The 22,846-nt window shown below is 69.7% G+C and carries 24 protein-coding genes; 6 read left to right on the forward strand and 18 right to left on the reverse strand.

What is annotated here, in order from left to right:
• Position 1 precedes the first annotated feature (1 nt).
• The 5 genes from AB0C16_RS30085 to AB0C16_RS30105 all read right to left on the reverse strand — a co-directional run bounded on the left by AB0C16_RS30085 (position 2) and on the right by AB0C16_RS30105 (position 4,720).
• Positions 2-1,648, reverse strand: a complete 1,647-nt coding sequence (locus AB0C16_RS30085; protein ID WP_357687660.1) for an acetolactate synthase — start codon at positions 1,646-1,648, stop codon at positions 2-4.
• A 53-nt stretch (positions 1,649-1,701) separates the two neighbouring features.
• The gene (locus AB0C16_RS30090; protein ID WP_357687661.1) at positions 1,702-2,475 is read right to left on the reverse strand and encodes a hypothetical protein; all 774 of its coding nucleotides are present in this window, start codon (positions 2,473-2,475) and stop codon (positions 1,702-1,704) included.
• Complete coding sequence (locus tag AB0C16_RS30095) at positions 2,472-3,125, reverse strand: response regulator transcription factor (RefSeq protein ID WP_357687663.1); 654 nt, start codon at positions 3,123-3,125, stop codon at positions 2,472-2,474. The genes AB0C16_RS30090 and AB0C16_RS30095 overlap by 4 nt, the downstream gene beginning before the upstream one ends.
• Positions 3,116-4,276, reverse strand: coding sequence for a histidine kinase (locus AB0C16_RS30100; RefSeq protein WP_357687665.1), 1,161 nt, complete (start codon positions 4,274-4,276; stop codon positions 3,116-3,118). The genes AB0C16_RS30095 and AB0C16_RS30100 overlap by 10 nt, the downstream gene beginning before the upstream one ends.
• A 66-nt stretch (positions 4,277-4,342) precedes the next feature.
• Positions 4,343-4,720: a hypothetical protein gene (locus AB0C16_RS30105; RefSeq protein ID WP_357687667.1), complete on the reverse strand. Its 378-nt coding sequence runs from the start codon at positions 4,718-4,720 to the stop codon at positions 4,343-4,345.
• An 87-nt stretch (positions 4,721-4,807) separates the two neighbouring features.
• On the opposite strand from AB0C16_RS30105, the gene AB0C16_RS30110 reads away from it, so the two are divergent.
• On the forward strand, positions 4,808-5,404 hold the full coding sequence (locus AB0C16_RS30110) for a hypothetical protein (RefSeq protein ID WP_357687668.1): 597 nt from the start codon (positions 4,808-4,810) through the stop codon (positions 5,402-5,404).
• A 58-nt stretch (positions 5,405-5,462) separates the two neighbouring features.
• Here AB0C16_RS30110 and bioD read toward each other — a convergent pair whose 3' ends face one another.
• On the reverse strand, positions 5,463-6,185 hold the full coding sequence (gene bioD / locus AB0C16_RS30115; protein ID WP_357687670.1) for a dethiobiotin synthase: 723 nt from the start codon (positions 6,183-6,185) through the stop codon (positions 5,463-5,465).
• A 35-nt stretch (positions 6,186-6,220) separates the two neighbouring features.
• Positions 6,221-6,940 carry a GntR family transcriptional regulator gene (locus tag AB0C16_RS30120; protein WP_357687672.1) on the reverse strand — a complete coding sequence of 240 codons (720 nt, stop codon included), beginning with the start codon at positions 6,938-6,940 and terminating at the stop codon, positions 6,221-6,223.
• 647 nt (positions 6,941-7,587) lie between these two features.
• Between AB0C16_RS30120 and AB0C16_RS30125 the strand changes: the two genes are divergently transcribed.
• Entirely contained in the window at positions 7,588-9,096 is a 1,509-nt protein-coding gene (locus AB0C16_RS30125) for a histidine kinase N-terminal domain-containing protein (protein WP_357687674.1), read from the forward strand.
• A gap of 303 nt (positions 9,097-9,399) precedes the next feature.
• Here AB0C16_RS30125 and AB0C16_RS30130 read toward each other — a convergent pair whose 3' ends face one another.
• Both AB0C16_RS30130 and AB0C16_RS30135 read right to left on the reverse strand, forming a co-directional pair.
• Complete coding sequence (locus AB0C16_RS30130; protein WP_357687676.1) at positions 9,400-9,654, reverse strand: WhiB family transcriptional regulator; 255 nt, start codon at positions 9,652-9,654, stop codon at positions 9,400-9,402.
• Positions 9,655-9,928: 274 nt separating this feature from the next.
• On the reverse strand, positions 9,929-10,894 hold the full coding sequence (locus tag AB0C16_RS30135) for a diacylglycerol kinase family protein (protein ID WP_357687678.1): 966 nt from the start codon (positions 10,892-10,894) through the stop codon (positions 9,929-9,931).
• Between the two features lie 114 nt (positions 10,895-11,008).
• Between AB0C16_RS30135 and AB0C16_RS30140 the strand changes: the two genes are divergently transcribed.
• Positions 11,009-11,392 (forward strand): hypothetical protein, encoded by a 384-nt coding sequence (locus AB0C16_RS30140; protein ID WP_357687680.1) that lies wholly within the window; start codon positions 11,009-11,011, stop codon positions 11,390-11,392.
• Here AB0C16_RS30140 and AB0C16_RS30145 read toward each other — a convergent pair.
• The 3 genes from AB0C16_RS30145 to sodN all read right to left on the reverse strand — a co-directional run bounded on the left by AB0C16_RS30145 (position 11,389) and on the right by sodN (position 13,143).
• Positions 11,389-12,168, reverse strand: a complete 780-nt coding sequence (locus tag AB0C16_RS30145; RefSeq protein ID WP_189123185.1) for an RNA polymerase sigma factor SigF — start codon at positions 12,166-12,168, stop codon at positions 11,389-11,391. The two genes, AB0C16_RS30140 and AB0C16_RS30145, sit on opposite strands and share 4 nt — an antisense overlap.
• Before the next feature lie 17 nt (positions 12,169-12,185).
• Positions 12,186-12,611: an anti-sigma factor gene (locus AB0C16_RS30150; protein ID WP_357687682.1), complete on the reverse strand. Its 426-nt coding sequence runs from the start codon at positions 12,609-12,611 to the stop codon at positions 12,186-12,188.
• A 130-nt stretch (positions 12,612-12,741) separates the two neighbouring features.
• On the reverse strand, positions 12,742-13,143 hold the full coding sequence (gene sodN, locus AB0C16_RS30155; protein ID WP_357687684.1) for a superoxide dismutase, Ni: 402 nt from the start codon (positions 13,141-13,143) through the stop codon (positions 12,742-12,744).
• Positions 13,144-13,233: 90 nt separating this feature from the next.
• On the opposite strand from sodN, the gene AB0C16_RS30160 reads away from it, so the two are divergent.
• On the forward strand, positions 13,234-13,530 hold the full coding sequence (locus AB0C16_RS30160) for a S24 family peptidase (protein ID WP_357687686.1): 297 nt from the start codon (positions 13,234-13,236) through the stop codon (positions 13,528-13,530).
• On the opposite strand, the gene AB0C16_RS30165 is transcribed toward AB0C16_RS30160, so the two are convergent.
• From AB0C16_RS30165 to AB0C16_RS30180, 4 genes are all read right to left on the reverse strand, one after another.
• Positions 13,500-13,922 (reverse strand): CGNR zinc finger domain-containing protein, encoded by a 423-nt coding sequence (locus AB0C16_RS30165; protein ID WP_357687688.1) that lies wholly within the window; start codon positions 13,920-13,922, stop codon positions 13,500-13,502. The two genes, AB0C16_RS30160 and AB0C16_RS30165, sit on opposite strands and share 31 nt — an antisense overlap.
• A 64-nt stretch (positions 13,923-13,986) precedes the next feature.
• On the reverse strand, positions 13,987-14,730 hold the full coding sequence (locus AB0C16_RS30170) for an amino acid ABC transporter ATP-binding protein (RefSeq protein ID WP_357687689.1): 744 nt from the start codon (positions 14,728-14,730) through the stop codon (positions 13,987-13,989).
• Positions 14,727-15,539 (reverse strand): amino acid ABC transporter permease, encoded by an 813-nt coding sequence (locus AB0C16_RS30175; protein WP_357687691.1) that lies wholly within the window; start codon positions 15,537-15,539, stop codon positions 14,727-14,729. Before AB0C16_RS30175 ends, AB0C16_RS30170 begins: the two co-directional genes overlap by 4 nt.
• Positions 15,540-15,558: 19 nt before the next feature.
• Positions 15,559-16,413, reverse strand: a complete 855-nt coding sequence (locus AB0C16_RS30180; RefSeq protein ID WP_357687693.1) for an ABC transporter substrate-binding protein — start codon at positions 16,411-16,413, stop codon at positions 15,559-15,561.
• Between the two features lie 282 nt (positions 16,414-16,695).
• Between AB0C16_RS30180 and AB0C16_RS30185 the strand changes: the two genes are divergently transcribed.
• A complete protein-coding gene (locus AB0C16_RS30185) occupies positions 16,696-17,886 on the forward strand; it encodes an NADP-dependent malic enzyme (protein WP_357687695.1) in 1,191 nt (396 codons plus the stop codon).
• A gap of 160 nt (positions 17,887-18,046) precedes the next feature.
• The gene (locus AB0C16_RS30190) at positions 18,047-19,405 is read left to right on the forward strand and encodes a hypothetical protein (RefSeq protein ID WP_357687697.1); all 1,359 of its coding nucleotides are present in this window, start codon (positions 18,047-18,049) and stop codon (positions 19,403-19,405) included.
• Positions 19,406-19,448: 43 nt separating this feature from the next.
• Here AB0C16_RS30190 and AB0C16_RS30195 read toward each other — a convergent pair whose 3' ends face one another.
• Positions 19,449-20,933: a hypothetical protein gene (locus AB0C16_RS30195; protein ID WP_357687699.1), complete on the reverse strand. Its 1,485-nt coding sequence runs from the start codon at positions 20,931-20,933 to the stop codon at positions 19,449-19,451.
• 174 nt (positions 20,934-21,107) lie between these two features.
• Complete coding sequence (locus tag AB0C16_RS30200; protein WP_357687701.1) at positions 21,108-22,610, reverse strand: hypothetical protein; 1,503 nt, start codon at positions 22,608-22,610, stop codon at positions 21,108-21,110.
• Positions 22,611-22,846 lie beyond the last annotated feature (236 nt).

Genomic DNA, 22,846 nt, shown 5'->3' on the forward strand with positions numbered 1-22,846 from the left:
GTCAGACGCCCGTCGTGTTGCGGGGATAGGCGATCTGCGGATCGGTGGCGATGTTGACCATGTAGGGGATCCCGGAGTCGAACGCGCGGCGGAGCGCCGGCCCGATCTCCGACGGCTTGGTGACCAGCTCGCCGCCGCCGCCGAGCGCGGTCACCACCTGGTCGTAGCGGCACTGCGGCTGCAGCTCGGCGGCCACGTCGTAGCCGTACAGCAGTTGCATCGGGTGCTTCTCCAGCCCCCAGATGCCGTTGTTGCCGCAGATCATGACGACCGGGAGGCGGTGGCGCACCAGGGTGTCGACGTCCATCAGCGAGAACCCCGCCGCGCCGTCGCCCAGCAGCAGCACCACCTGCGAGGACGGCCTGGCCAGGCGGGCCGCGATCGAGTAGCCGAGACCGGTGCCGAGGCAGCCGTAGGGGCCGGGGTCGAGCCAGTTGCCCGGCTGCCTGGGCTCGACGTACTTGCCCGCGTAGGAGACGAAGTCGCCGCCGTCGCCGATGACCACGGCGTCGTCCGCGAGCACCTTGCCCAGCTCACCGTAGATGCGCATCGGGTGGATCGGGTCGCTCTCGGAGGCCAGCAGCTCGGCGTCGCCGGCGATGGCGGCGGCGGCCGTGTCGGCCAGCCTGGTCACCCAGCCGGCGTAGCGCTCCGGCTTCACTCCGGCCTCGCCGCACGCGGTGCCGAGGCTCCAGAGCACCACGGACAGGTCGCCCGCGGCGGACGCGACCGGCCGCATGTGCGTGGCCAGCTGCGACGGCGCGTCGGCGAGGTGCACCACCTTGGCCAGGGGGGCGCCGTCCTTGCCGCCGAACCAGCCGTAGCCGAGGCGGAAGTCGAGCGGGGTGCCCACCACGATGACCAGGTCGGCCTGGGCGAAGGCGAGGCCGCGGGCGCGGGTGACGAGCAGCTCGTGGCCGGCGGGCAGGATGCCGCGTCCCTGGCCGTTGGGGATGACCGGCAGCCGCCAGCTCTCCGCGAAGTCGCGGGCGGCCTCCTCGGCCCGGTCCATCCACACGTCCGAGCCGTAGACCAGCACCGGCCGCTCGGCCTCGGCGATCAGCCGGGCCACGTCGCGCAGCGCGTCGGGGTCGGGCTCCAGCGGCGACGGCGACTGCGTCTTGACATCGTGTACGGGCGAGGGGGCGAACAGGTGGTCCATGTAGAAGTCGAGGAACACCGGTCCCCGGTGCGGCGCGACGGCCGTGCGGAAGGCCGACTCGACGTCCTGGCCGATCGACTCGGCGCCGCTGGAGGTGAACGCCAGCTTGGTGATCGGGGCGAGCAGCGGCGGGTGGTCCATCTCCTGCAGGGCGCCGCTGCCCCAGCGGGACTGCGGCGCGCGACCGCCCATCACCACCACCGGTGAGCCGTTGAAGTGGGCCGTTGCGACGCCGCTGACCCCGTTGGTGATGCCCGGCCCGGCGGTCAGGACGGCCAGGCCGGGCTTCCTGGTCAGCCTGGCCGTGGCCTCGGCGGCGAACACCGCGCTCTGCTCGTGGCGTACGTCGAGGATGCGCATGTCCTCGTGCACCGCCCCGTCGTAGAGCGGGAAGACGTGACCTCCGGAGAGGGTGAACATGGTTTCGACGCCATAGGCCTTGGACACGGCGACGGCGGCGTCACCGGCGTGCTTCGCAGACTCCATGCCGGGAACCTACCAACGAGTCACAAGAGTAAACAGCCCGCCAAGCCCGGAGCTCATCGGCAGCAGAGGAAGACCACCCCGTCAGGTGTCCCCGCGGTGATCTTCCTTGGCGACTCTTTGTCGGTCAGGACGTTGACGTCGATCCGCAGGGCGTCGGTCGTCACGTCGTAGGTGAGCTCGGAGGGCACGAACACGTCCACGTCGCCGGCCGCCCTGGCGACGGCCCTGACCTCGGACGGCGACGCCCGGAACGACAGCTCCACCCTGGCCGACCCCACCTCCACGTCGACGTGGTAGCCGGTCAGCCCGTCGGCCCGGACGTCGCCCGAGCCGCTGCGGACCCACAGGTCGCCCCGTGTGTCCTCGATGTGCACCGGGCCGGAGACGGAGGTCGCCCGCACGTCGCCGTGGACCCGGCTCACGCCGAGCCCGCCGTTGACGGTGGCGATCTCGAGGTCCGTCTCGGGGGGCACGAGCAGGAGGTAGTCGGCCTGGCAGAGCGGCGGGTCGAACCGGTCGGAGCCGGGGCAGACCGCGCTCAACCGTAAGGTCCGCCCGTCCCAGTCCTCGGTGACCGCGGGCTTGTCCGCCGACCACCGCAGCATCCGTTCGAGTACGAGCTCCCCGGCCTCGCCCGGCAGGACCTGGAGGCTCACGTTGCCCCGCTCGGCCTCGAGCTTGAGCTTGGCCAGCTCGAAGGGGATGGACCTGCGGGTGGACTCCTTCGGTGGTTGCGCCTCGGCGAACGCGTGCCAGAGGCCGACGGTGGAACCCACCAGGGTGAACGCCGTCGCCACGGCGCCCAGGGTCAGCCAGAGCTTCCTCATGCCAAGCTCCTGATCTTGAGGAATCGCAGGACGGCCAGCACCCGCCGGTGGTCGCCCTCGGCGGGGGACAGGTCGAGCTTGGTGAAGATGTTGCCGATGTGCTTGCCGACCGCACCTTCGCTGAGCACCAGCTCCTGGCCGATGCCGGCGTTGGAGCGGCCCTCGGCCATCAGCTTGAGCACCTCGCGCTCCCGGGGCGTCAGCCGGTCCAGCGGGTCGCTGTGGCCCCGCAGCAGCAACTGGGCGACCACCTCCGGGTCGAGAGCGGTGCCGCCCGCCGCCACCCTGCGCAGCGCGTCCACGAACTCGGCCACGTCGGCCACCCGGTCCTTGAGCAGGTAGCCGACGCCGCCGGTCGCCGAGGCCAGCAGCTGGGCCGCGTAGCGCTCCTCCACGTACTGCGAGAGGACCAGCACGGCCAGGCCGGGCCGCTGGCGGCGCAGCACCAGCGCGGCCCGCAGCCCCTCGTCGGTGTGGGTGGGCGGCATCCGCACGTCGGTGATCACCAGCTCGGGCTCGTGCTCCTCGGCGGCGCGCAGCAGGCCCTCGGCCTCGGCCACCGCCGCCACCACCTCCATGCCGGCCGCGTCGAGCAGCCTGATCAGCCCCTCGCGCAGCAGCACGGAATCCTCGGCAAGCACTACTCGCACGGCAGGTCCACCTCGATCGTCGTCGGCCCGCCGAACGGGCTGGTAAGCCGCAGGGTGCCGTCCACCGAGCGGATCCGCTGGGACAGGCCGCGCAGCCCGGTGCCGCCGTCGAGCGTTGCCCCGCCGCGGCCGTCATCGTAGACGAGCAGCCGCAGCCGGTCGCCCTCGCGCCGCACGGTCACCTCGGCCCGGGTCGCCGCGGCGTGCTTGGCGATGTTGGTCAGCGCCTCGGACACGGTGAAGAACGCCACCGCCTCGATCGTGGGTGAGGTGCGCCGCTCGATGTCGACGCGCAGGCGCACCGGAAGGGGGGCGCGCGCGGCGACGCCGGAGAGCGCCGCGTCCAGGCCCTGGTCGTTGAGGACGGCGGGGTGCAGGCCGCGGACGAAGTCGCGCAGCTCCTTCAGCGCCTGCTTGGCCTCCTCGTGGGCCCGCTCGATGGCCTCGCGGGCCGGCTCGGGCAGGTCGGTCAGCGTGGCGCGGGCCAGTCCCAGGTTCATCGCCAGCGAGACGAGCCGCTGCTGGGCGCCGTCGTGCAGGTCGCGCTCGATGCGGCGGCGTTCGGCGTCGGCCGCGTCGATCATCCCGGCGCGGCTCTCGGTCAGCGTCTCGATGCGCCGGCCCAGCTCGTCGCGGCTGGGGCCGAGCAGCGCGCGGGCCACCGCCAGGTCGAGCGAGGCCATGGCCCGGGCCAGGATCGGCGCCAGCAGCAGCAGCGCCGCCCCGGCCAGGAAGTAGATCGCGGCCACGGCCGGGTTCCTGAGGTCGAAGGTGAACTCCAGCGGCTGCGGCTGCATGGCCGGCTGCGTGAACCCTGTCAGGCCGACCACGGCCCCTCCCCACGCGGCGGCCACGATGACGGCGCACAGGCCGCTCACCACGGGGGAGAGCAGGTGGTAGCCGATCTGCCGCCACGTGCTGTGGCTGCGCCAGGAGGCCGGTGACGGCACCGGTGGGATGCGGGCGCCGTGGAAGGCCGCGAACCGGGAGCGCTGCACCCGGGTGAACCACGGCACGCTCCGGCGCAGCGCGGGCGGAGCCACGGCCAGCACGAGGGTCAGACCGGCGAGGACCGCGGCGACCGGAGGGCCGGTCATCACGTGGGCGGTGTCCAGCCAGGCCCGAGCCGACCAGGGGCGGGGGACTGTCATGTCCTCCACGGTATTGACCGGGGACCGATCCGCGACATGGGCTTGGTGTGCGCCTGTCCGGTAGGGCTAGCCCCACCCCTCACAGCGGCGGCACCGACCATCCCCTCTCGTGGAACAGCGGCGCGTGCTCGGCGTTGACGAACAGCCGGTCCTCCGGGTTGGGCACGCGGAAGACCGGCCGAGCGCGCCGGCCTCGGCGATCCCGCGGTCGCCGCCGGGCGCCGCGTGCGTGGCGTGGTTGGCCGCGGTCAGCGGGCCGAGCCGGGCCAGCAGGTGGCCGTGCAGGGCGGTGCGCAGGGCGAGCTCCGGGAAGCCCTTGGCGAACGGGTCCGTCAGGAACGTCGTCCAGGCGGGATGCCCGATGGCGGTGAAGCCCTTCGGGAAGTCGGGCAGGCCGTGGCCCACCATGATGCCGGGGACGGGTTGTTCGATCGCCCTTGCCATGCCTGCATCATCACCCCATCACGGCAACAAGTCCTGATATATCCGAACGAAACCGGGGTGTCGGACATCTCATGAATTGTTGCCACTATGGGGGAGGTTCTGGTGTTCCAGATGGGACTGGCCGTGGTCACCGCCGCGACGATGCTGGGCGGGGGAAGCGGGCTGCCGAAGGGCATGTTGTTCATGGAGTCGCACCCGCCGGCGAAGGCGTGGGAGACGTACACGACGAGCGACTCGACCAAGCGCCAGATCCAGCTCAACCCCTGCTTCCGCAAGAAGGCGTGGGACGGCGGGCGGATCGCGGCGCGGACGCTCGGCTACAGCTCCGAGGACCGGATGAAGTACGAGCAGCTCGTCGTCTACAAGGACGTGAGGCACGCGAAGAAGGCGATGCGCGGGCTGCGGGCCGAGCTCGCGCGCTGCGCGGACGTGGGCAAGGGCTACCACCGCTACCGCTACTTCACCAAGCCGCTCGCGGTGGGCGACGAGGGGCTGCGGGCGGGAGGCCGCTTCTTCGAGAACGGCGAGCACGCGGTGGTCGTACGGCGAGGAGCCACGGTCTACGTCGTCGGCGAGTCGGGCTTTCCCACCAAGAGCCTGCCCATCAAGCGCTTCCGCGGCCTGATCGCCCAGGCCGAGAAGATGACGGTCAAGGTCTGCGACCTCCCCCGGGCGGCCTGCTGACCCCGCGAAGACCGGGTTCCGCGCGGGCGGCACATGGGGGGCGTCCACGCGGGGCCGGTCAGCGCGAGAGCCTGAGAGTCCTTCTGAAGTCGCCGGGGTCGAAGACACCGCCCAAGGTGGCCGCCAGCCCTCTGCGCGCCTCGGCGGCGAACTCGGCCGCGTCCAGCGCCCCCGCACCCTCGGCCAGTGCGCCCGCCAGCGGGCGCGCGGCCAGCATCTCCAGGTCGGCCACGTTGCTCCGCTCGGCCGGTCCCGGCTCGGCGGGCCACGACCCGATCACGATCCCGGCCAGGTCGAGCCCGCGGTTGGCCATCGCCTCCAGGGTGAGCGCGGTGTGGTTGAGAGTCCCCGGCCCGGCCCGGACGACGACCAGCAGCTGCGCGCCGATCGACCGGGCCAGGTCGGCCACGGTCGTTCCGTCCTCGTCGAAGCGCACCAGCAGCCCGCCGGTGCCCTCGACCAGCACCAGCCGGTTGCTCTCGGCCAGCTCACCGACCAGCTCGGCGGCCCCGGACAGCGACACCGGCGGCACGCCCGCCGCCCTGGCCGCCGCGGCGGGCGACAGCGCCGCGGGATGGCGGGCCAGCTCGAACGTGGTCGTCACGCCGGACAGCCGGATCACCTCGTCGACGTCGCCCGGCTCGCCGGCCGCCGCCCCGGTCTGCGCCGGCTTGACCACGGCCACGCTGGATCCCCGCTCCCGGGCCAGCGCCGCCACGGCCGCGGTCACGACCGTCTTGCCCACCCCGGTGTCGGTGCCGGTGACGATGAGAACGCTCACCTGACCAGCCTAGACACCGGCGCCGGGGCCGGGGATCACGGCCGGCGCAGGCGAGTGACGAACTTGTAGCGGTCGCCGCGGTAGAGGGACTGGGCCCATTCGACCGGGTGGCCCTCGGCGTCGAAGGCGTGGCGGGTGAGCAGCAGCATGGGCAGGCCCACGTCGACGCCCAGCGCCTTGGCGTCGTAGGGGGTGGCGAGCACGGTCTCGATGATCTCCTCGGCGTCCGTGAGGCGCACGTTGTAGGCGTTGTGCAGCGTCTCGTACAGCGAGGAGTGCACCTCCAGCTCCCGGCGCAGCCTGGGGAAGCGGCGGGCGGACAGGTGGGTGGTGTCGATGGAGACGGGCTCGCCGTTGGCCAGCCGGAGCCGGTGGATGCGCAGGACGCGACCGCCCGGGTTGATGGCCAGCCGCCGAGCCAGCGCCTCGTCGGCGGTGATGTAGCCGATCTCCAGGATCTTGGTGTCGGGCTCCAGCCCGGCGGTGCGCAGGTCGCCGATGTAGGAGGTCAGCTGCAGCACCTGCGCCACCTTCGGCTGGGCGACGAACGTGCCCTTGCCCTGGATGCGCAGCAGCCGTCCCTCGACGACCAGCTCGGTCAGGGCCTGCCGGACGGTGGTGCGGGAGGTCTCGAACTTCACGGCCAGCGCCCGCTCGGGGGGCAGGGCCGTGCCGGGGGAGAGGCTCTTGGTGAGCTCCAGCAGGCTCCGCTTCACGTCGTAGTACTTCGGTACGCGAGGGCCGTCGTCCGTCACGCTCTCACCTTCACTTCTGCCACGGCGGTGAGGGCGTGTCTGATCACCGCGAGATCATCGGAACTCAGATTGGCCCGAGCGGTCAACCGCAAGCAAGAGCGGTCTGCCGGCACCGAGGACGGGCGGGGGTGTCCCACGCGCACTCCCGGCCCCGCACAGGTGGCGGCGGTCAGAAGTGCGGCCTCGGGCGGGCCGGGCACCGCAGGGGTGACCGCACCCGCCGGCTCGCTCGTCCGCAGGCCGGGTCCGCCGGTCACAGGGGACCGCGAGCCCGCCCTGGCACGTGCGTGTCCGGGCAGCTCAGGCTGATGGTGAAGGATATCCACTGCGGTGCGGGCCCCGGAAACCGAGGCGGGCGTCAGGCACCTGTCGAAGGCCCATGACCTGCCGAGATCGACCAACGTCCCGATCACCTCCGGTGGCCCGGCACAGCTCCGCCCGGCGATCCGGGCGCGCGGGCAGTGTGACGGTTCTCACAATGTGGGATTCCCGAAATAAGCGGATTGACCGCACGTACTCGCACATCCGATGGCGCAGGGGTCCCAGCCGGTCGGCCCGGGCCGTGCACGGCCCTGCCAGGGGATTCATGTCCGCATTCAACCAGGGCCGGTTTGGTTGTCGCGGCGGGAAGCGCGCATGATGCACTCGTGCCGACTCTCAGCGACCTCGTCGTCCGTCACACCGCGCTCGACGCGGCGGACCTCGACTGGCTCCACTCCCTGGTCTCCGACTGGCAGCTGCTCGCCGACCTGTCGTTCGCCGACCTCGTCCTGTGGGCGCCGCTGGTGCCGCCGGGGGAGGAGCCCCGCGACGGCCTGGGACACCGGCACGAGGGCGGCTGGATCGCGATCGCGCAGATGCGCCCGACCACCGGTCCCACGGTCTACCACGACGACATCGTCGGCACCGTCTCCGCCAAGGGCGAACGCCCGCTGCTCGACACCGCCTGGAACGAGCGGCGCATCTGCCGCGAGGGCGATCCCGACTGGTCGACCGGCGTCCCGGTGCGCGAGGAGACCATTCCGGTGCGCCGCGCGCTTCCGGGCGGCGAGGGCCGCTTCCTCGCGGTGATCCAGCGCTCCACCAACCTCTCCTCGGCCCGCACGCCGTCGCGCCTGGAGCTCACCTACCTGCAGAGCGCCTCCGACCTGGCGCAGATGGTGGCCGAGGGGCGCTTCCCCTTCTCCGGCGAGGAGCCGATCCTCGTCCGCTCGCCCCGCGTGGGCGACGGGCTGCTCCGGCTCGACCGGGGCGGCCGGGTGACCTACGCCTCGCCCAACGCGCTGTCGGCCTACCGGCGGCTCGGCCTGCACGCCGACCTGGTGGGCGCCGAGCTGGGCAGGGTGACCGCGACGCTCTGCTACTCGGACGAGCCGATCAACGAAGACCTCATGATCGTGGCCAGCGGGCGGGCGGCCAAGGAGACCGAGGTCGAGTCCGGCGGCACGATCGTGCAACTGCGGGCGATCCCGCTGATCGTCGGCGGCGGGCGCATCGGCGCGCTGGTGCTCATCCGCGACGTGACCGAGCTGCGGCGGCGCGAGCGCGAGCTGATGACCAAGGACGCGACGATCCGCGAGATCCACCACCGGGTCAAGAACAACCTCCAGACCGTGGCGGCGCTGCTCCGGCTGCAGGCCAGGCGGTTGCAGGTGCCCGAAGGGCGCGAGGCGCTGGAGGAGGCGGTGCGCAGGGTCGGCTCGATCGCGATCGTGCACGAGACGCTGTCCCACGCGCCGGAGGAGTTCGTCGACTTCGACGACATCGCCGACCGGGTGATCGCGATGGCCGGCGAGGTGTCGTCGCCGGAGGTGGCGGTCATGCCGCGGCGGGTGGGCGCGTTCGGGGTGCTGCCGTCGCTGATCGCCACCCCGCTGGCGATGGCGCTGACCGAGCTGCTGCAGAACGCGCTCCAGCACGGCTGCCCGAAGCGGCTCCAGGTGGTGGTCGAGGCGGCTCCCGACCGGCTCAACGTGCTCGTGTGGGACGACGGGCAGGGCCTGCCGGAGGGTTTCGACCTCGACAGTTCCACCAGCTTGGGGCTGCAGATCGTGCGCACGCTGGTCGAGGGGGAGCTGTCGGGCAAGCTCACGGTCTCGCCGCGCGACGGCGGCGGCACCGAGGTCACCCTGTCGATCCCGCTTCCCGCCGCGTGACACGACGCGGGCCCGCCGTCCCGCCCAACGCTGAACGGCGCCGCATCCGCGCGGGATGCGGCGCCGTCAGGGAGCGTGCACGCCGCGTCCTGGAGAGGACGTCGGCGCCGTCTCGGAGCCTGTACGCCGCGTCCGGGGTGTCCGGGGTGGACGCGTCGTGGTCCCGGCGGGAAAGGTGTCGCGCCAGGCGGGGCGGCTCGGTCAGGTTCGGCTGGGTCAGGTTCGGCTGGGTCAGGTCGGCTCTGTCGGATCGGATCCGTCGGGGGTGCACTCGGTCGGGCCGGCCGTTCGTGGGCGGCTCGGTCAGGCGGAGGCGCGGGAGCGAGCGCGGGCCGTGCGGCGTTTGAGCGCACGACGCTCGTCCTCGCTGAGCCCGCCCCAGACGCCGGCGTCCTGGCCGGACTCCAGGGCCCACTTCAGGCAGGATTCGACGGCCGGGCAGGACCTGCAGACCTGCTTGGCCTCCTCGATCTGCATGAGGGCCGGACCGGAGTTGCCGATCGGGAAGAACAGCTCGGGGTCCACGTCACGGCAGGCAGCTCGGTGGCGCCAGTCCATGCGTCCACTCCTTAGTAGATGGGGCCTTGGGTCGGCCCCGTGCGGCTACTACTTTGTGAAGAGATTCACTAACTCGCGCGAACAATGACCCGGATCTTGGTGAAGATCGGGCCTGATCGCTGACGGCGGAACGACCTCGGGGTTTGTCAAAGGTCCTACGTTCCGACGTCAGTCTTGAGCTTTTCAGCCACGGAGAGTGCACGCAAGAGGGTTGACGCGAAGTTTTGGCGGTGATGGATGTCGGATGCGTCACACAATGACCGAATGTAACGGGCTAGACCAGAACTTGTAACGCGTTCGGTGTAGACCGGAACGTTACGGACTCACGTTCGCCCAGGTAATCCCCGTCCAGTTCGAAGGCCACCGGCCGTTGCGCGGTGAGGGTGAACTCGGGCTCGTCGTGCAGTTGCACGAGGTGTTTCCCCGAGGGAAGCGCGTCACGCTCCGTGAGGATCTTCCGGATCAGGGGCAGCAGGGCTATCGGTCCCATGCGCTGGAGGCCCAGCAGATCGAGCCCGGTCTCGAAACTCGCCCACGGAGTGGGGTGGACCGGCCTGGTGCCGAGATAGGTCCACGGCGAGGTGTTGGAGATGATCGCCATGAACACGCCCTCGACGGTCGGGATGCCCGGCCCGGTCAGGGTCATCGCCGGCTGCCGCTTGTCGGTGGCGAGATAGTGGCGCAACGCGGTGTTCACGTAACGCATGGGGGTCGCCTTGTGTCCCGACCCGCGCAGCCCCTCTACCGCGCGGATCACCTCGGCGTCATATCCCATCCCGGCGCAGAAAGTGAAATATCGGCTTTCGCCGTTCCAGAGGGCCTGTCCCAAACCCACGGTCCTGCGCCGGTTCTCCCGCAGCGCCTCCAGCACCGCCCCGGTGGACTCGACCGGATCGTTCGGCAGGCCGAGCGCACGGGCGAACACGTTGGCGCTGCCGCCCGGGATGACGATCAGCGCGGGGCGTCCGGCGCTGGGGTCGGGCTCGGGCGTGGTGGTGGCGCCGTTGACCGGGTTGAGCAGGCCGTTGACCGCCTCGTTGATGGTGCCGTCACCGCCGAGCACGGCCACCACGTCGTATCCCTTGGCCCGCGCGGTGCTCGCCAGCGTCGCGGCGTGACCCCGGTAGCCCGTCTGCTCGACGGTCAGCTCGACGGCCGCGCCGAGCGCTCGGATGAGGACGTCACGGGTCCGTGCATTCGTGGTCGTGGCCTTGGGGTTGACCAGGAGCATCGCGCGCATGACGTCAGCGTAGCCGCTGGTCGATGTCTGTCTTGTCGCGAAGATCCCATTTGTAGGCAAGGGTGCCTCTAAGGCGTGGGACGGAGCGACAGGCGGGCCGGATAGGGTTTCGGTGTGTCGAAACGTCCGCTGAGCTTGGTCGTCGCCGCCCTCGTCGTCGCCCTGGAAGGGCTGGTGGCCCTGGGGCTGGGGCTTTACGCCGGGGTGGAGACGCTGCGCGGCGACGCGGAGGACATCACGGCCGCGATCGCCGAGGCGGTGTTCGGGATGCTGGTCGGCGCGGGCCTGCTCTGGGTGGCGTGGGGCGGGCTGCTCAAGGTGGAGCGGTGGGGGAGGTCGCCGAGCGTGCTGGCGCAGATCTTCATGATCCCTGTCGCGGTGACGCTCATCCAGGCCGACCGGCCGGTCCTCGGGATCCCGGTGATCGTCGTCGCCCTGGTCGGCCTCGTCGCGCTGCTGGCTCCTCCCACCACCCACGCCCTCTACGGCGAGGACTAGTCTTCCGCGGTCAGGCCCTCGCGTAGCTGGGCCAGCGTGCGAGCGAGCAGCCGTGACACGTGCATCTGCGAGATGCCCAGCTCGGTGGCGATCTGCGACTGGGTCATGTTGCCGAAGAACCGCAGCAGCAGGATGCGCTTCTCGCGCGGCGGCAGGCGTTCGAGCAGCGGCTTGAGCGACTCGCGATACTCGACCCCCTCGAGCGACTCGTCCACGATGCCGAGCGAGTCGGACACGGCGGGCGCGTCGTCGTCGCCGGAGTCGGGGGCGTCGAGCGAGACGGTCGAGTAGGCGTTGGCCGACTCGAGACCCTCGAGCACCTCCTCCTCGGTCATCTTCAGGTAGGCGGCGAGCTCGGCCACCGTCGGCGCCCGGCCCTCGCGCTGCGAGAGCTCGCTGATCGCCTTGGTCAGCGAGAGCTTGAGCTCCTGCAGGCGGCGCGGGACGCGGACCGCCCAGCCCTTGTCGCGGAAGTGCCTCTTGATCTCGCCGACGATGGTCGGCGTGGCGTAGGTGGAGAACTCCACGCCGCGGTTGAGGTCGAAACGGTCGATCGACTTGATCAGCCCGATGGTGGCGACCTGGGTGAGATCGTCGAGCCACTCGCCCCGGTTGCGGAAACGGCGGGCCAAGTATTCGACCAGGGGAAGGTGAAGCTCGACCAGCTCGTCCCTGATGCGCTGGCGGCGCGGCTCCTCGGGACCCAGCTCGGCCAGCTCGGCGAAGAGCCTGCGAGCCCGCACCCGGTCGGGCACGGCGTGTTCGCTGGTGGCCATGGCTCCAGTCCTTTCCGTCACGCCGGCCTCGCCGCGCCTCGGCGCTTACGCAGGACGATCGCCATGCGGTCAGGGGAGTCGGTCACCGCGTCGACATCGTCGGCCAGGGCCGTCAACACCATCCAGGCGAAGTCATCGCGCTTGGGAGCGGACGTGCCGGCCGTCGCGACCTCGACCCTGACCTGCATCTCCTGCCCGGTCAGCTCGAACTCGGCGGTCAGGTCGGTGCCGGGCACCGCCTCACTCAGGAGCATGGCGCACGCCTCGTCGACCGCGATCCGCAGATCCTCGATCTCGTCGAGCGTGAAGTCGAGTCGCGCCGCGAGCCCGGCGGTGGCCGTGCGAAGCACGGACAGGTAGGCACTCGCGGCTGGGAGCCTGATGCTCACTATGTCACGGATGCCGGCCTCGCCCTCAACACGCGTCTCCGTTTCCTCGGTCACGTTCCTCCTCGCGCTATCCGACGCTGACTGCAACTTACCGCCCCTGAGAGGTGCTTGGACGAATCAGACTCGCCATCAACGGAAAAGGCTCTGTGCGGCCTGGTAACCACACAGAGCCTTAAATGCCGGTTTAGGCGGCCTTGGTCTCCCAGAAGATCTTGGAAATGTCATCGATCTTGCCCAGGAGCTCGTCGGCCTTGGCGACGTCGACGGTGCCCTTGGCGCCCGCGGCGCCCGCGAGCTTCGTCGCGTCCCAGAACAGCTGGTGGAGCTGGGGATACTGCTCGAGGTGCGGCGGCTTGAAGTAGTCGGTCCAGAGCACCCAGAGGTGGTGCTTGACCAGCTCGGCCCGCTCCTCCTTGATGGTCAGCGCGCGGGCGCGGAAGATCGGGTCCTCGTTGCCGGCGTACTTCTCCATGATCGCCTTGACCGACTCGGCCTCGATCCGAGCCTGAGCGGGGTCGTAGACGCCGCAGGGCAGGTCGCAGTGAGCGGAAGCGACATGCTTGGGTCGTAGCAGTCGTGCGAGCATCGGAAAGTCCTTCCTTGATGCTGAGTCAGCTTGGTCCAGTTACCGACCTTACTCGGGTGCGAAGGCCTGCGACGGAGGGGGTCACAGCCCATGAGAGTGCGTGTCGAGGGCGACTCCATGCGTCCCGCGCTGCTTCCGGGCGACTGGCTGCTGGTGCGACGAGGCGCCCAGGTCCGTCCGGGTGACGTGGTGGTGGCCAGGCTGCCCGGCGACCCCGACCGGCTGATCGTCAAGCGGGCCCGGTGGCGCGAGGAGGAGGGCTGGTGGCTGGAGAGCGACAACCAGCGGGCCGGCGGCCGCCGCGACAGCTGGGACTTCGGCCCGGTCGACGACATCGTGGGCCGCGTGGTGCTGCGCTACTGGCCGCCGCGGCGGCGGGCGCGGTAGGCGGCGACGTTGGCCCGGCTGGCGCAGCGCGCCGAGCAGTAACGGCGCGAGCGGTTGGAGGAGGTGTCGAGGAAGGCCCGCGAGCACCGGGGGTCCTGGCACCGGCCGAGCCGGTCGGCGCCCAGCTCGGCGACCATCGCCGCCAGGCCCATCACGGCGCTCGCGGCGGAGTCCTCGGCCAGGTGCAGGTGCCAGCGCTGCCCGTCGTGGTCCGACAGCCGGGGGCGCACCGGATAGCGCGCGAGCAGGGCGTTGAGCAGGGCCGCGACCTCGGCCTCGGAGGCCGCGGCGAAGACCTCGGCCAGCGCGTCGCGCAGCTCCCTGAGGTGGGGCGGCGGGTCGGGATCGTTGACCAGGTGGACCGCCCATTCGGCGTAAGAGGTGAGGTCCATGCTGGAGTATTACATGCCGCGCGGGAGAGGGCCGGGGCGCCCGGTGCCGGGCGCCCCGGTTCCGTCACTCCCCGGGGTGCAGGACGCGCCTGAGGAACGAGCGGGTCCGCTCGTGCTGCGGGTCGCCGATCACCTGGGCGGGCGGCCCGTCCTCGACGATCACGCCGCCGTCCATGAACACGACCCGGTCGGCCACCTCGCGGGCGAAGCCCATCTCGTGGGTGACCACCAGCATGGTCATGCCCTCCTCGGCGAGCTTGCGCATGACGGTGAGCACGTCGCCGACCAGCTCGGGGTCGAGCGCCGAGGTGGGCTCGTCGAACAGCATCAGGTCGGGGTTCATGGCCAGCGCCCTGGCGATGGCCACCCGCTGCTGCTGCCCGCCGGACAGCTGCGCGGGGAAGGCGTCGCACTTCTCGATGACGCCGACCTTCTCGAGGTTCTCCCGGGCGACGACCTCGGCTTCCTTCTTGCCGCGCCTGAGCACCCGCTGCTGGGCGATCATCACGTTCTGCAGCGCGGTCATGTGGGGGAACAGGTTGAACTGCTGGAACACCATGCCGATGCGGCGCCTGACGGCGTCGATGTCCACGTCGGGATCGGTGACCTCGACGCCCTGCACCCGCACCTGGCCCCTGGTCGGCTCCTCCAGCAGGTTGACGCAGCGCAGCAGCGTGGACTTGCCCGAACCCGAGGGCCCGATCACGCACACCACCTGCCCGGGCTCGACCGTGACGTCGATGCCCTTGAGCACCTCGTTGTCACCGAAGTGCTTGTGCAGGTCCTTGATCTCGATGGCGTGGGTCATCGGCGGCTTCCCTTGCGATGCTCCAGCCGGGACGCGAGGCGGCCCAGCGGGATCGTGACGATGAGGTACGTCACACCCGCCACCAGGATGGGCGTGGCGTTCGCGTACTGGGAGGCCAGGTCGTTGCCGAACTTGGCCAGCTCGACGTACTGGCCGGAGACGCCGAGGAAGAACACCAGCGACGAGTCCTTGAGCAGGGCGACGAACTGGTTGGTGGTCGGCGGGATCACGATCCGGATCGCCTGCGGGATGACCACGGTGAGCTGGGCCCTGAACGCCGACATGCCCAGCGACCTGGCCGCCTCGGTCTGGCCCCTGGGGACGGCCTGCAGGCCGGCCCGGAAGACCTCCGCCTGGTAGGCGGAGCCGATCAGGCCGAGCCCCAGGATGCCCTGACCGAAGGTGCCGCCCGGCACCTCGAAGCCGCGCAGCGCCATGGGCAGGAAGGTGATCATCAAGAAGATCAGCATCGCGGGGAGGCCGCGGAAGATCTCGATGTAGATCCCCGAGATCCAGCGGTACGGCCCGACCGTCGAGAGCCGCATCAGCGCGAGCAGCAACCCGAACACGAAGGAGAGGATGAAGCCGCCGACCGCGTAGATCATCGTGTTCCGGAGCGCGATCGTGAACAGCTCCGGGAGCGCCTTCTCCGCCACGTCGAGCCTGGTGAAGTTCTGCGCCAGGCCCGGCCAGTCCGCGTACACGACGACGCCGACGACGATGGCGACCAGCAGGGCGTACTGGATGCCCCGGCCGATCTGCCGCTTCTTGCGAGGGCTGAGCCGGGCTTTGCCCGGCGCAGCCGTCACCGACTGGTCCGTCACTGGATCAGCCCAGCTCACCGGGCTTCTTGCCGAACCACTTCACGAAGATCTGCTCGTAGGTGCCGTCGGCCTTGGCGGCCTCGATCGTCTCGTTGATGGTCTTGAGCAGGACCGGGTCGGCGCCCTTCTTCAGGCCCACGCCGTACTGCTCGCCGGTGTCGAGGCTGGCGATCAGCTCGAACTTCTCGGCGATCTCCGGCTTCTTCAGCCAGGTGAGCACCACCGGGAGGTCCTGGACGATCACGTCGGCCTGGCCGGACTGCAGGGCCAGCAGTTCCTTGGGCGAGTCGGCGTACTCGGTGGGGTCGAAGCCGTTCTTCTTGACGTAGTCGAGGCCGGTGGTGCTGGCCTGCGCGCCCAGCTTGAGGTTCTTGGCCTTGACGTCGTCCAGCGACGTGGCGCCGGTGCCCTTCTTGGCCAGCAGGGCCTGCGTGGCGTCGAAGTAGGGGACGGAGAAGTCGATGTTCGCCTTGCGCTCCTCGGTGATCGTCATGCCGGCGGCGGCGACGTCGCACTTCTTGGCCGCCATGGCGGCACCGCTCTTGATCACGGCGAAGTCGATGTCGACGATCTCCTGTGTCACGCCGAGCTTCTTGGCGGCCAGGTCGATGATGTCGACGTCGAACCCGACGATCTTGCCGCTATCGTCCTTGAACTGGAACGGCTCGTAGGGGATGTTCGTGCAGGTCGTCAGCTTGCCGGGGTTGACGAGCTGGGCGCCGCCCGACGCGGAGGCTCCGGCGCTGGTGGAGGCGGTGGTCGAGTCTCCCGAGCCGCCACAGGCGGACAGGGCGAAGACTGCGGTCAAGGCGAGCGCGCCGACGGCGGATGTGCGGCGGCTCTTGGTCCAGAGGGCCATCTGCGGGCCTCCTCGTAGGGTTATGCCACGAAAGGTTGGTTTTTGTGAAGTTTAAATGCCCTTTAGCGTCGGTCCGTCCACCGGGAATTAACAATGCGTCAACAGAACGGCGTCGGCCCTGAGACCGACGCCATCTCAGCATGTGGCACTATGGACCAACGGGTGACCCCCGTACCCCCTCACGAGACGATCGGGAGGGGACCCTGGCGGCTACCGAAGCCAGGCCTCTCGCGCCGTCTGCCGAAGGTCTCTCGTCCGTTCGATGACTACTGGGGTCTCTCTGTGACTACCACACCCACTTCCGCGTCCGTCCCGTCGCTCGACGCCGATCCCGCCTTCGCGCTGCACCGCGGCGGCAAGATCGAGATCCGCTCCACCATCCCCGTCCGCGACGCCGACGACCTGTCGCTGGCCTACACGCCGGGCGTCGCCCGGGTGTGCAGCGCCATCGCCGAAACGCCCTCGCTGGCCGACGACTACACCTGGGTCTCCAACGTGGTCGCCGTCGTCTCCGACGGCACCGCGGTGCTCGGCCTCGGCGACATCGGCCCCTCGGCGGCGATGCCCGTGATGGAGGGCAAGGCGCTGCTGTTCAAGGAGTTCGGCGGCGTGGACGCGGTCCCGATCTGCCTCGACTGCACCGACGTCGACGCCCTCGTGGAGACCGTCGTCCGGCTCGCGCCCTCGTTCGGCGGCATCAACCTGGAGGACATCAGCGCGCCGCGCTGCTTCGAGGTCGAGGACCGCCTGCGCGAGCTCCTCGACATCCCCGTCTTCCACGACGACCAGCACGGCACCGCCATCGTGGTGCTCGCGGCGCTGACCAACGCGGCCCGCCTCACCGGCCGCTCCCTCGGCGACCTGCGCGTGGTCGTGGCGGGCGCCGGCGCGTCGGGCGTGGCCGTCGCCAGGATCCTGCTGGAGGCGGGCATCGGCGACATCGCGGTGGCCGACTCCAAGGGCATGATCTACACCGGCAGGGAGGGCCTCAACCCCGTCAAGGAGGCACTGGCCCGCGACACCAACAAGGCGGGCCACATGGGCTCGACCGAGGAGGCCCTGGCCGGCGCCGACGTGTTCGTGGGCCTGTCGGGCTCGACCGTGCCGGAGGCGGCCATCGCCTCCATGGCCGCCGACTCGATCGTCTTCGCGCTGTCCAACCCGATGCCCGAGATCGAGCCGTCCGTGGCCGCCAGGCACGCCAGGGTCGTCGCGACCGGCCGGTCCGACTTCCCCAACCAGATCAACAACGTGCTGGCCTTCCCCGGCGTCTTCCGCGGCGCGCTCGACGTGCGGGCGACCGCGATCACCGAGAACATGAAGGTCGCCGCTGCGGGCGCGCTCGCCTCCGTGGTGGGCGACGCCCTCTCGGCCGACTACGTCATCCCCAGCCCCTTCGACGAGCGGGTCGCCCCCGCCGTGATCGCCGCCGTGGCCGAGCAGGCCAGGAAGGACGGGGTGGCCCGCCGCTGACCGTGGTCTCCTGACGACGCCTCACCCTGGAGCCGGCGACCCGATTTCCGCGAGAGTTCGGCTGAGCTTTGAGGAACTCGCAAAGATTCCTTTACTCAGCGTGCTATAACAGAAACTCTCTGTATGGATACGGGCGTCGGCTCCTGTGACGAGGAAAGCGATGGTACGCGAGGCCAACCGGCTGCTACAGCAGCTCATCGCGGAGGCGGGCTTCTCCCACAAGGGTCTGGCCAGGCGCCTCAATGATCTGGGGGCCGCGCGCGGCACACCTGGGCTGAAATACGACCACAGCTCCGTGCTGCGGTGGATCGCCGGTCAGCGGCCGAGGGGCCCCGTGCCGTCCCTCCTCACCGAGATTTTCGCGCTCAGGCTCGGCAGACCGGTGTCTCCCGAGGATCTGGGCATGCCGGCCATCATTACGCCCCTCGATCTCGGGCAACAGTTCACGCACACGTGGCAGGAGGGGATCGCGACCGTGACCGCGCTGTGGCGGGCCGATGTCGAGAGGCGGAGGTTCCTGATCGACTCGACCTTCGCGATTGGAGCAGGCTCCGTAGGAGCGGTGCGCTGGCTGACGGCGCCCAAGGAGAGCTGGGTCGCCAGTGGCGGCTCGCGGCGGGTGGGCAAGGCCGACATCGCCGCGATCCACGAGGTGACCCGCTCGTTCGGCGAGCTCGACAACCGGTTCGGCGGTGGCCGGGTCCGCTCGTCGGTGATCAGATACCTCGACTCCGCCGTCTCGCCGCTCCTCAAGGAGGGCTCGTACGACGACTCGACCGGCAAGGAGTTAGCCGCGGCCGCCGCCGAGCTGACCAGGCTGGCCGGCTGGATGGCCTACGACCTGGAGCAACACGGCCTGGCCCAGCGCTACCTGATCCAGGCGCTCCGCCTGGCCAGGGGAGCCGACGACCACGCCCTGGGCGGCGAGATCCTGGCGGGCATGGCCCACCAGGCCATCTACATGGGCCAGCCGGGCCACGCCCTCGACCTGGCCAGGGCGGCCCAGCTCTCGGCTCGCCAGGCGGGCATTCCGACGCTGCTGTCGTCCAGCCAGGTGCTGGAGGCCCACGCCCATGCCGGGCTCGGCGACGCCCGCTCCTGCGCCGCGAGCCTCCACCAGGCCGAGACGACCTTCGACCGGCGTGACCCGGGGCAGGAGCCGCCCTGGCTGAGCTACTTCGACGAGGCCTATCTGTCGGCCAAGTTCGCCCACTGCTTCCGCGACCTCGGCGACGGCCCGCGGGTCGTGCGGCAGGCGCGCCGCTCGCTCGACATGGACGGCCGCTTCGTGCGGGGCCGGATGTTCAACCTGTCGCTGCTGGCGGCGGGGCTGTTGCAGTGCGGGGAGCTCGACGAGGCCTGCAAGGTCGCCTCGACCGCGTTCAGCCTGGCCAGCGAGCTCCAGTCGGTCAGGTCCCGCTCCTACGCGGCCGACCTGCGCAGGCGGCTGGAGCCGTACAAACGGGAGCCGGCTGTGGTGGCGTTGCAGCAGCGCACCAGAGAGCTCGCCCTGGCATGACGAAGCCCGCCCCCGGTGGGGGCGGGCTTCACGGCGGGTGGGCTCAGTTGGGCAGCTCGCCGTTGGGGCCGACGACGCTCTTCGTCTCCGCGTAGTTCGCCTTGTTGTAGACGTCGGCGACCTCGCCGTCGAAGTACGCGGAGCTGATGAAGTCGATCCGGTCGTTGCCGTCCTGGTCGTGGAACAGGCTCGTCACACCGTTGACGTAGCCGGTGCGCTTGTTGTTGTCGTACTTGAGCAACCAGGGGCCGCCGTCGGCGCCGCCGGTCATCGAGCACTTGAGCACCTGGTGCGTCTCGACCTTGAACATGTTGACCTGGTACGTCTTGGTGCCGGTCTTGCCCGAGCACCACTTGGGCGTGGTGCCGGTGTAGGGGCGGTCACCGTCGGGGTGCGGCGCCGACGGGTAGCCGAAGACCATGACCTGCTGGTTCATCGGCTGGTTCCAGGCGATGCCCTGACCGCCGACGACGTCACCGAGCCGCCCGGCGTCCTTGGCCAGGCCGATGACGTACTCCGGCATGTAGTACTTGCGGGAGGTGCCGGGCTTGACCCACTTCTGGACGTAGTACGTGGTGAGCGAGTAGTTGCCGCGCTTGTCGTCGCCCTTGGTGCCGAGACCCTTGTACGCGTCGTGCTCGGCCTTGGTGATGGGCACCGTGACCGGCTCGCCCAGCTTGAAGCCGTTGCCCTTGCCGGTCTTGGCGTCCTTGTACGTCTTGCCGTCGACCTCTTCCTTCTCCAGGACCGCGCCGGGGTAGTCGGGCCCCACCTTGTCGGCGGGCGTGTCCTTGCCCTCCGACCAGCACTCGCCCAGGTCCAGCTGACACTTGGCGTACTCGGCGGCGGTGATCTCGTGCGGCTTGACCCACTTGTCGCCCTGCCACGCCTTGAACTCGCGGAACGTCACCTTCTTCTCGCCCGCGAGGCGGAAGCCGTTGTGCACCGCGACGAAGGCGAAGTCGCCGTCGTAGTCGTCGTAGGTGTCGAGGTCGTAGGCGGTGAAGGCGTAGGCGCCCGCGTAGACGCCGTAGGGGGCCTTGCCCTGGTAGTAGCCGGGGACGAACACCCACTTGGCGAAGACGTCCTCACCGTGCTCGTAGACGCAGTGGCCGGCCGTCGCGACCAGGTTGCGGTGACGGGACTGGATGGAGGTCGCCGAGCACCAGCGGTAGTCGCCCTTGCGGTCGAGGAAGAAGACCTTGCCGATCGTCTTGGGCAGGTTGACGTTCTTGACCTTGGTGGCGACGGGCTTGGCGCCGGTGGGCGCGGTCATGCCGGGCTTGCCGTCGCCGGTCTGTGTCTGGGGACGGACCAGCTTGGGGACGTCCTTGGCATCCAGGCGATATTGGGTCGCCTTCCTCAGCGCGGCGCCGTTGGCGTCGAGCCAGAAGGAGGCGTTGCTGTAGGCGTCGGCCGCCTTGGGGGCCAGCGGGTCGCTGATCCAGGTGGGGGTGGCGGCGGCGGGGAGGGAGAGGGTGGCGGCGCTCAGGCCGAGTGCGGCTAGGGGGACGAGCAGGCGCTTCACTGGGGGACTCCACAACGGGGACAAGTCTGGCGTAAGGACCCTATCGGCGCACTGATCACACAGGTAAGGCCTTGAGAACAAAGTCCAATAACGGCCGAAGGGCCCGGCAGAAGCCGAGCCCTTCGGGTGAAGCAGGTGAACTCCGACCTAGGTCGTCGTTCGGTCCGCAGCGAACTACGGGATGAGCTTGCCGGACCACGAGGCCGCAGCGGCCTTGTAGATCGCGGCGGTCTCACCGTCGAAGTGCGGCGAGGTGATCGTGTCGTAACGGCTGTTGCCGTCGGTGTCCACGATGAGGCTGGTGACACCGGTGACGTAGCCGAGACGCTTGGCGTTGCTGTACTTGTACAGCCAGGGGCCACCGTCGTAACCAGCGGTCACGGCGCAACGGAACGACTGGTGCTCCTCGACCTTGCGGGACGGGACCTGCAGCACGTTCTTGTTGGTCTTGCCGTAGCACCACTTCGGCGTGACACCCGTGTAGGGCTTGTTGCCGTCGGGGTGCGGGCCCGCGGGGTAACCGAAGGTACGGACGTACTTGCCGCCCGGCTGGTTCCACGCCACACCCTGGCCACCGACGTTGTCGCCCAGGCGACCGACGTCCTTGACCTCGTGCACGACGATGAAGAAGTCGGTACGGAAGAACTTCTTGTCCGTGCCCGGCTTGAACCACTCCTGCACGTAGTACGAGGTGATGAAGTAGTTCCCGCGCTTGTCCTCGCTCTTGGTGCCGAGACCCTTGTACGCGTCGTACTCGGTCTTGGTCACCTGCTCGGTGACGGGCTCACCGAACTTGAAGCCGGTGCCCTTGCCAACCTTGGCGGCGTCGTAGACCTCCTTGGTGACTTCCTTCTTGGAGACCTCAGCGCCGGGGTAGTCGGGGCCGACAACCTCGGACGGGACGCCCGGCTGACGCCAGTAGTACTCGGCGGTCTTCGGGTCGAGACGGCCCTTGCGGAACTCGTCACGGGAGACCTCGACGTCCTTGGCGAACTTCTCGCCCTTGTAGGCGTCGAACTCGGCCTTGGTGACCTGCTTCGGCTTGTTCAGCGTGCCGCCGATGCCGTTGTACACGGTCACGAACGCGTAGTCGCGGTCGAAGTCCTCGTACACGTCAAGGTCGTAGTGCGTGAACGCCTGCTTGCCGATGTACAGGCCCCAAGGAGCCTTGCCCTGGTAGTAGCCCGGGACGAAGACCCACTTGGACACGACCTCGTCGTTGCCGGCGATGTCGTAGACGCAGTGACCGGCCGTGGCGACCAGGTTGCGGTACTGCGACTGGATCGAGGTGCCGGAGCACCAGTACAGGTTGCCGTCCTTCCACTCAAAGAAAACCTTGCCGATGGTCTTCGGCAGGTTCACGTTCTGAGTCTTGACGGCGGCCTTCTTCTCCTCGCCGATCGGGGCGGAAGAGCCCGGCTTGGTGTCGGAGCTATACCCGCCGCCGCTCTTGATCTTCTTGACCTCGAGGGCGTCGGGGTTGAAAGCGACGGCCTTCTTCAGAGCGGCGTAGTTCGACTTGGACCAGAAGTCCAGCGTCTCCGCAGCCTGAGCTTCCGTCTTGGCGAGCGGGTCGCTGGCGACGTCGCTCTGCGCCTGAGCCGTACCGGCGAGGCCGGCGGCCAGGAGACCGGTGGCCAGAATGGCGCCACCGGCGGGGAGGAGGATGCGCTTCAAGGTAACTCCTTGGTCTGTCGTGGAACGCTTCTTGCGTCCCATGCGTCAGTAAAGGGATAGCCAGGAACATACAGTGTCGATCTTGGGGTGCGGTAGCTGGTTTGAAGGGAAAAGATGCGTCTCGTGGGCCGTGATGCTTCTGTGATGTTTAAGAGGCCATTGCTGGTGACTTGCCGGAAGTGCCTGACGCGTCCGTTTTCCCAGATCAACATAAGGAAGTTGTCAGTGTGACTGCC

The organism is Nonomuraea sp. NPDC048916, from assembly GCF_040649575.1.
Classification (GTDB): domain Bacteria; phylum Actinomycetota; class Actinomycetes; order Streptosporangiales; family Streptosporangiaceae; genus Nonomuraea.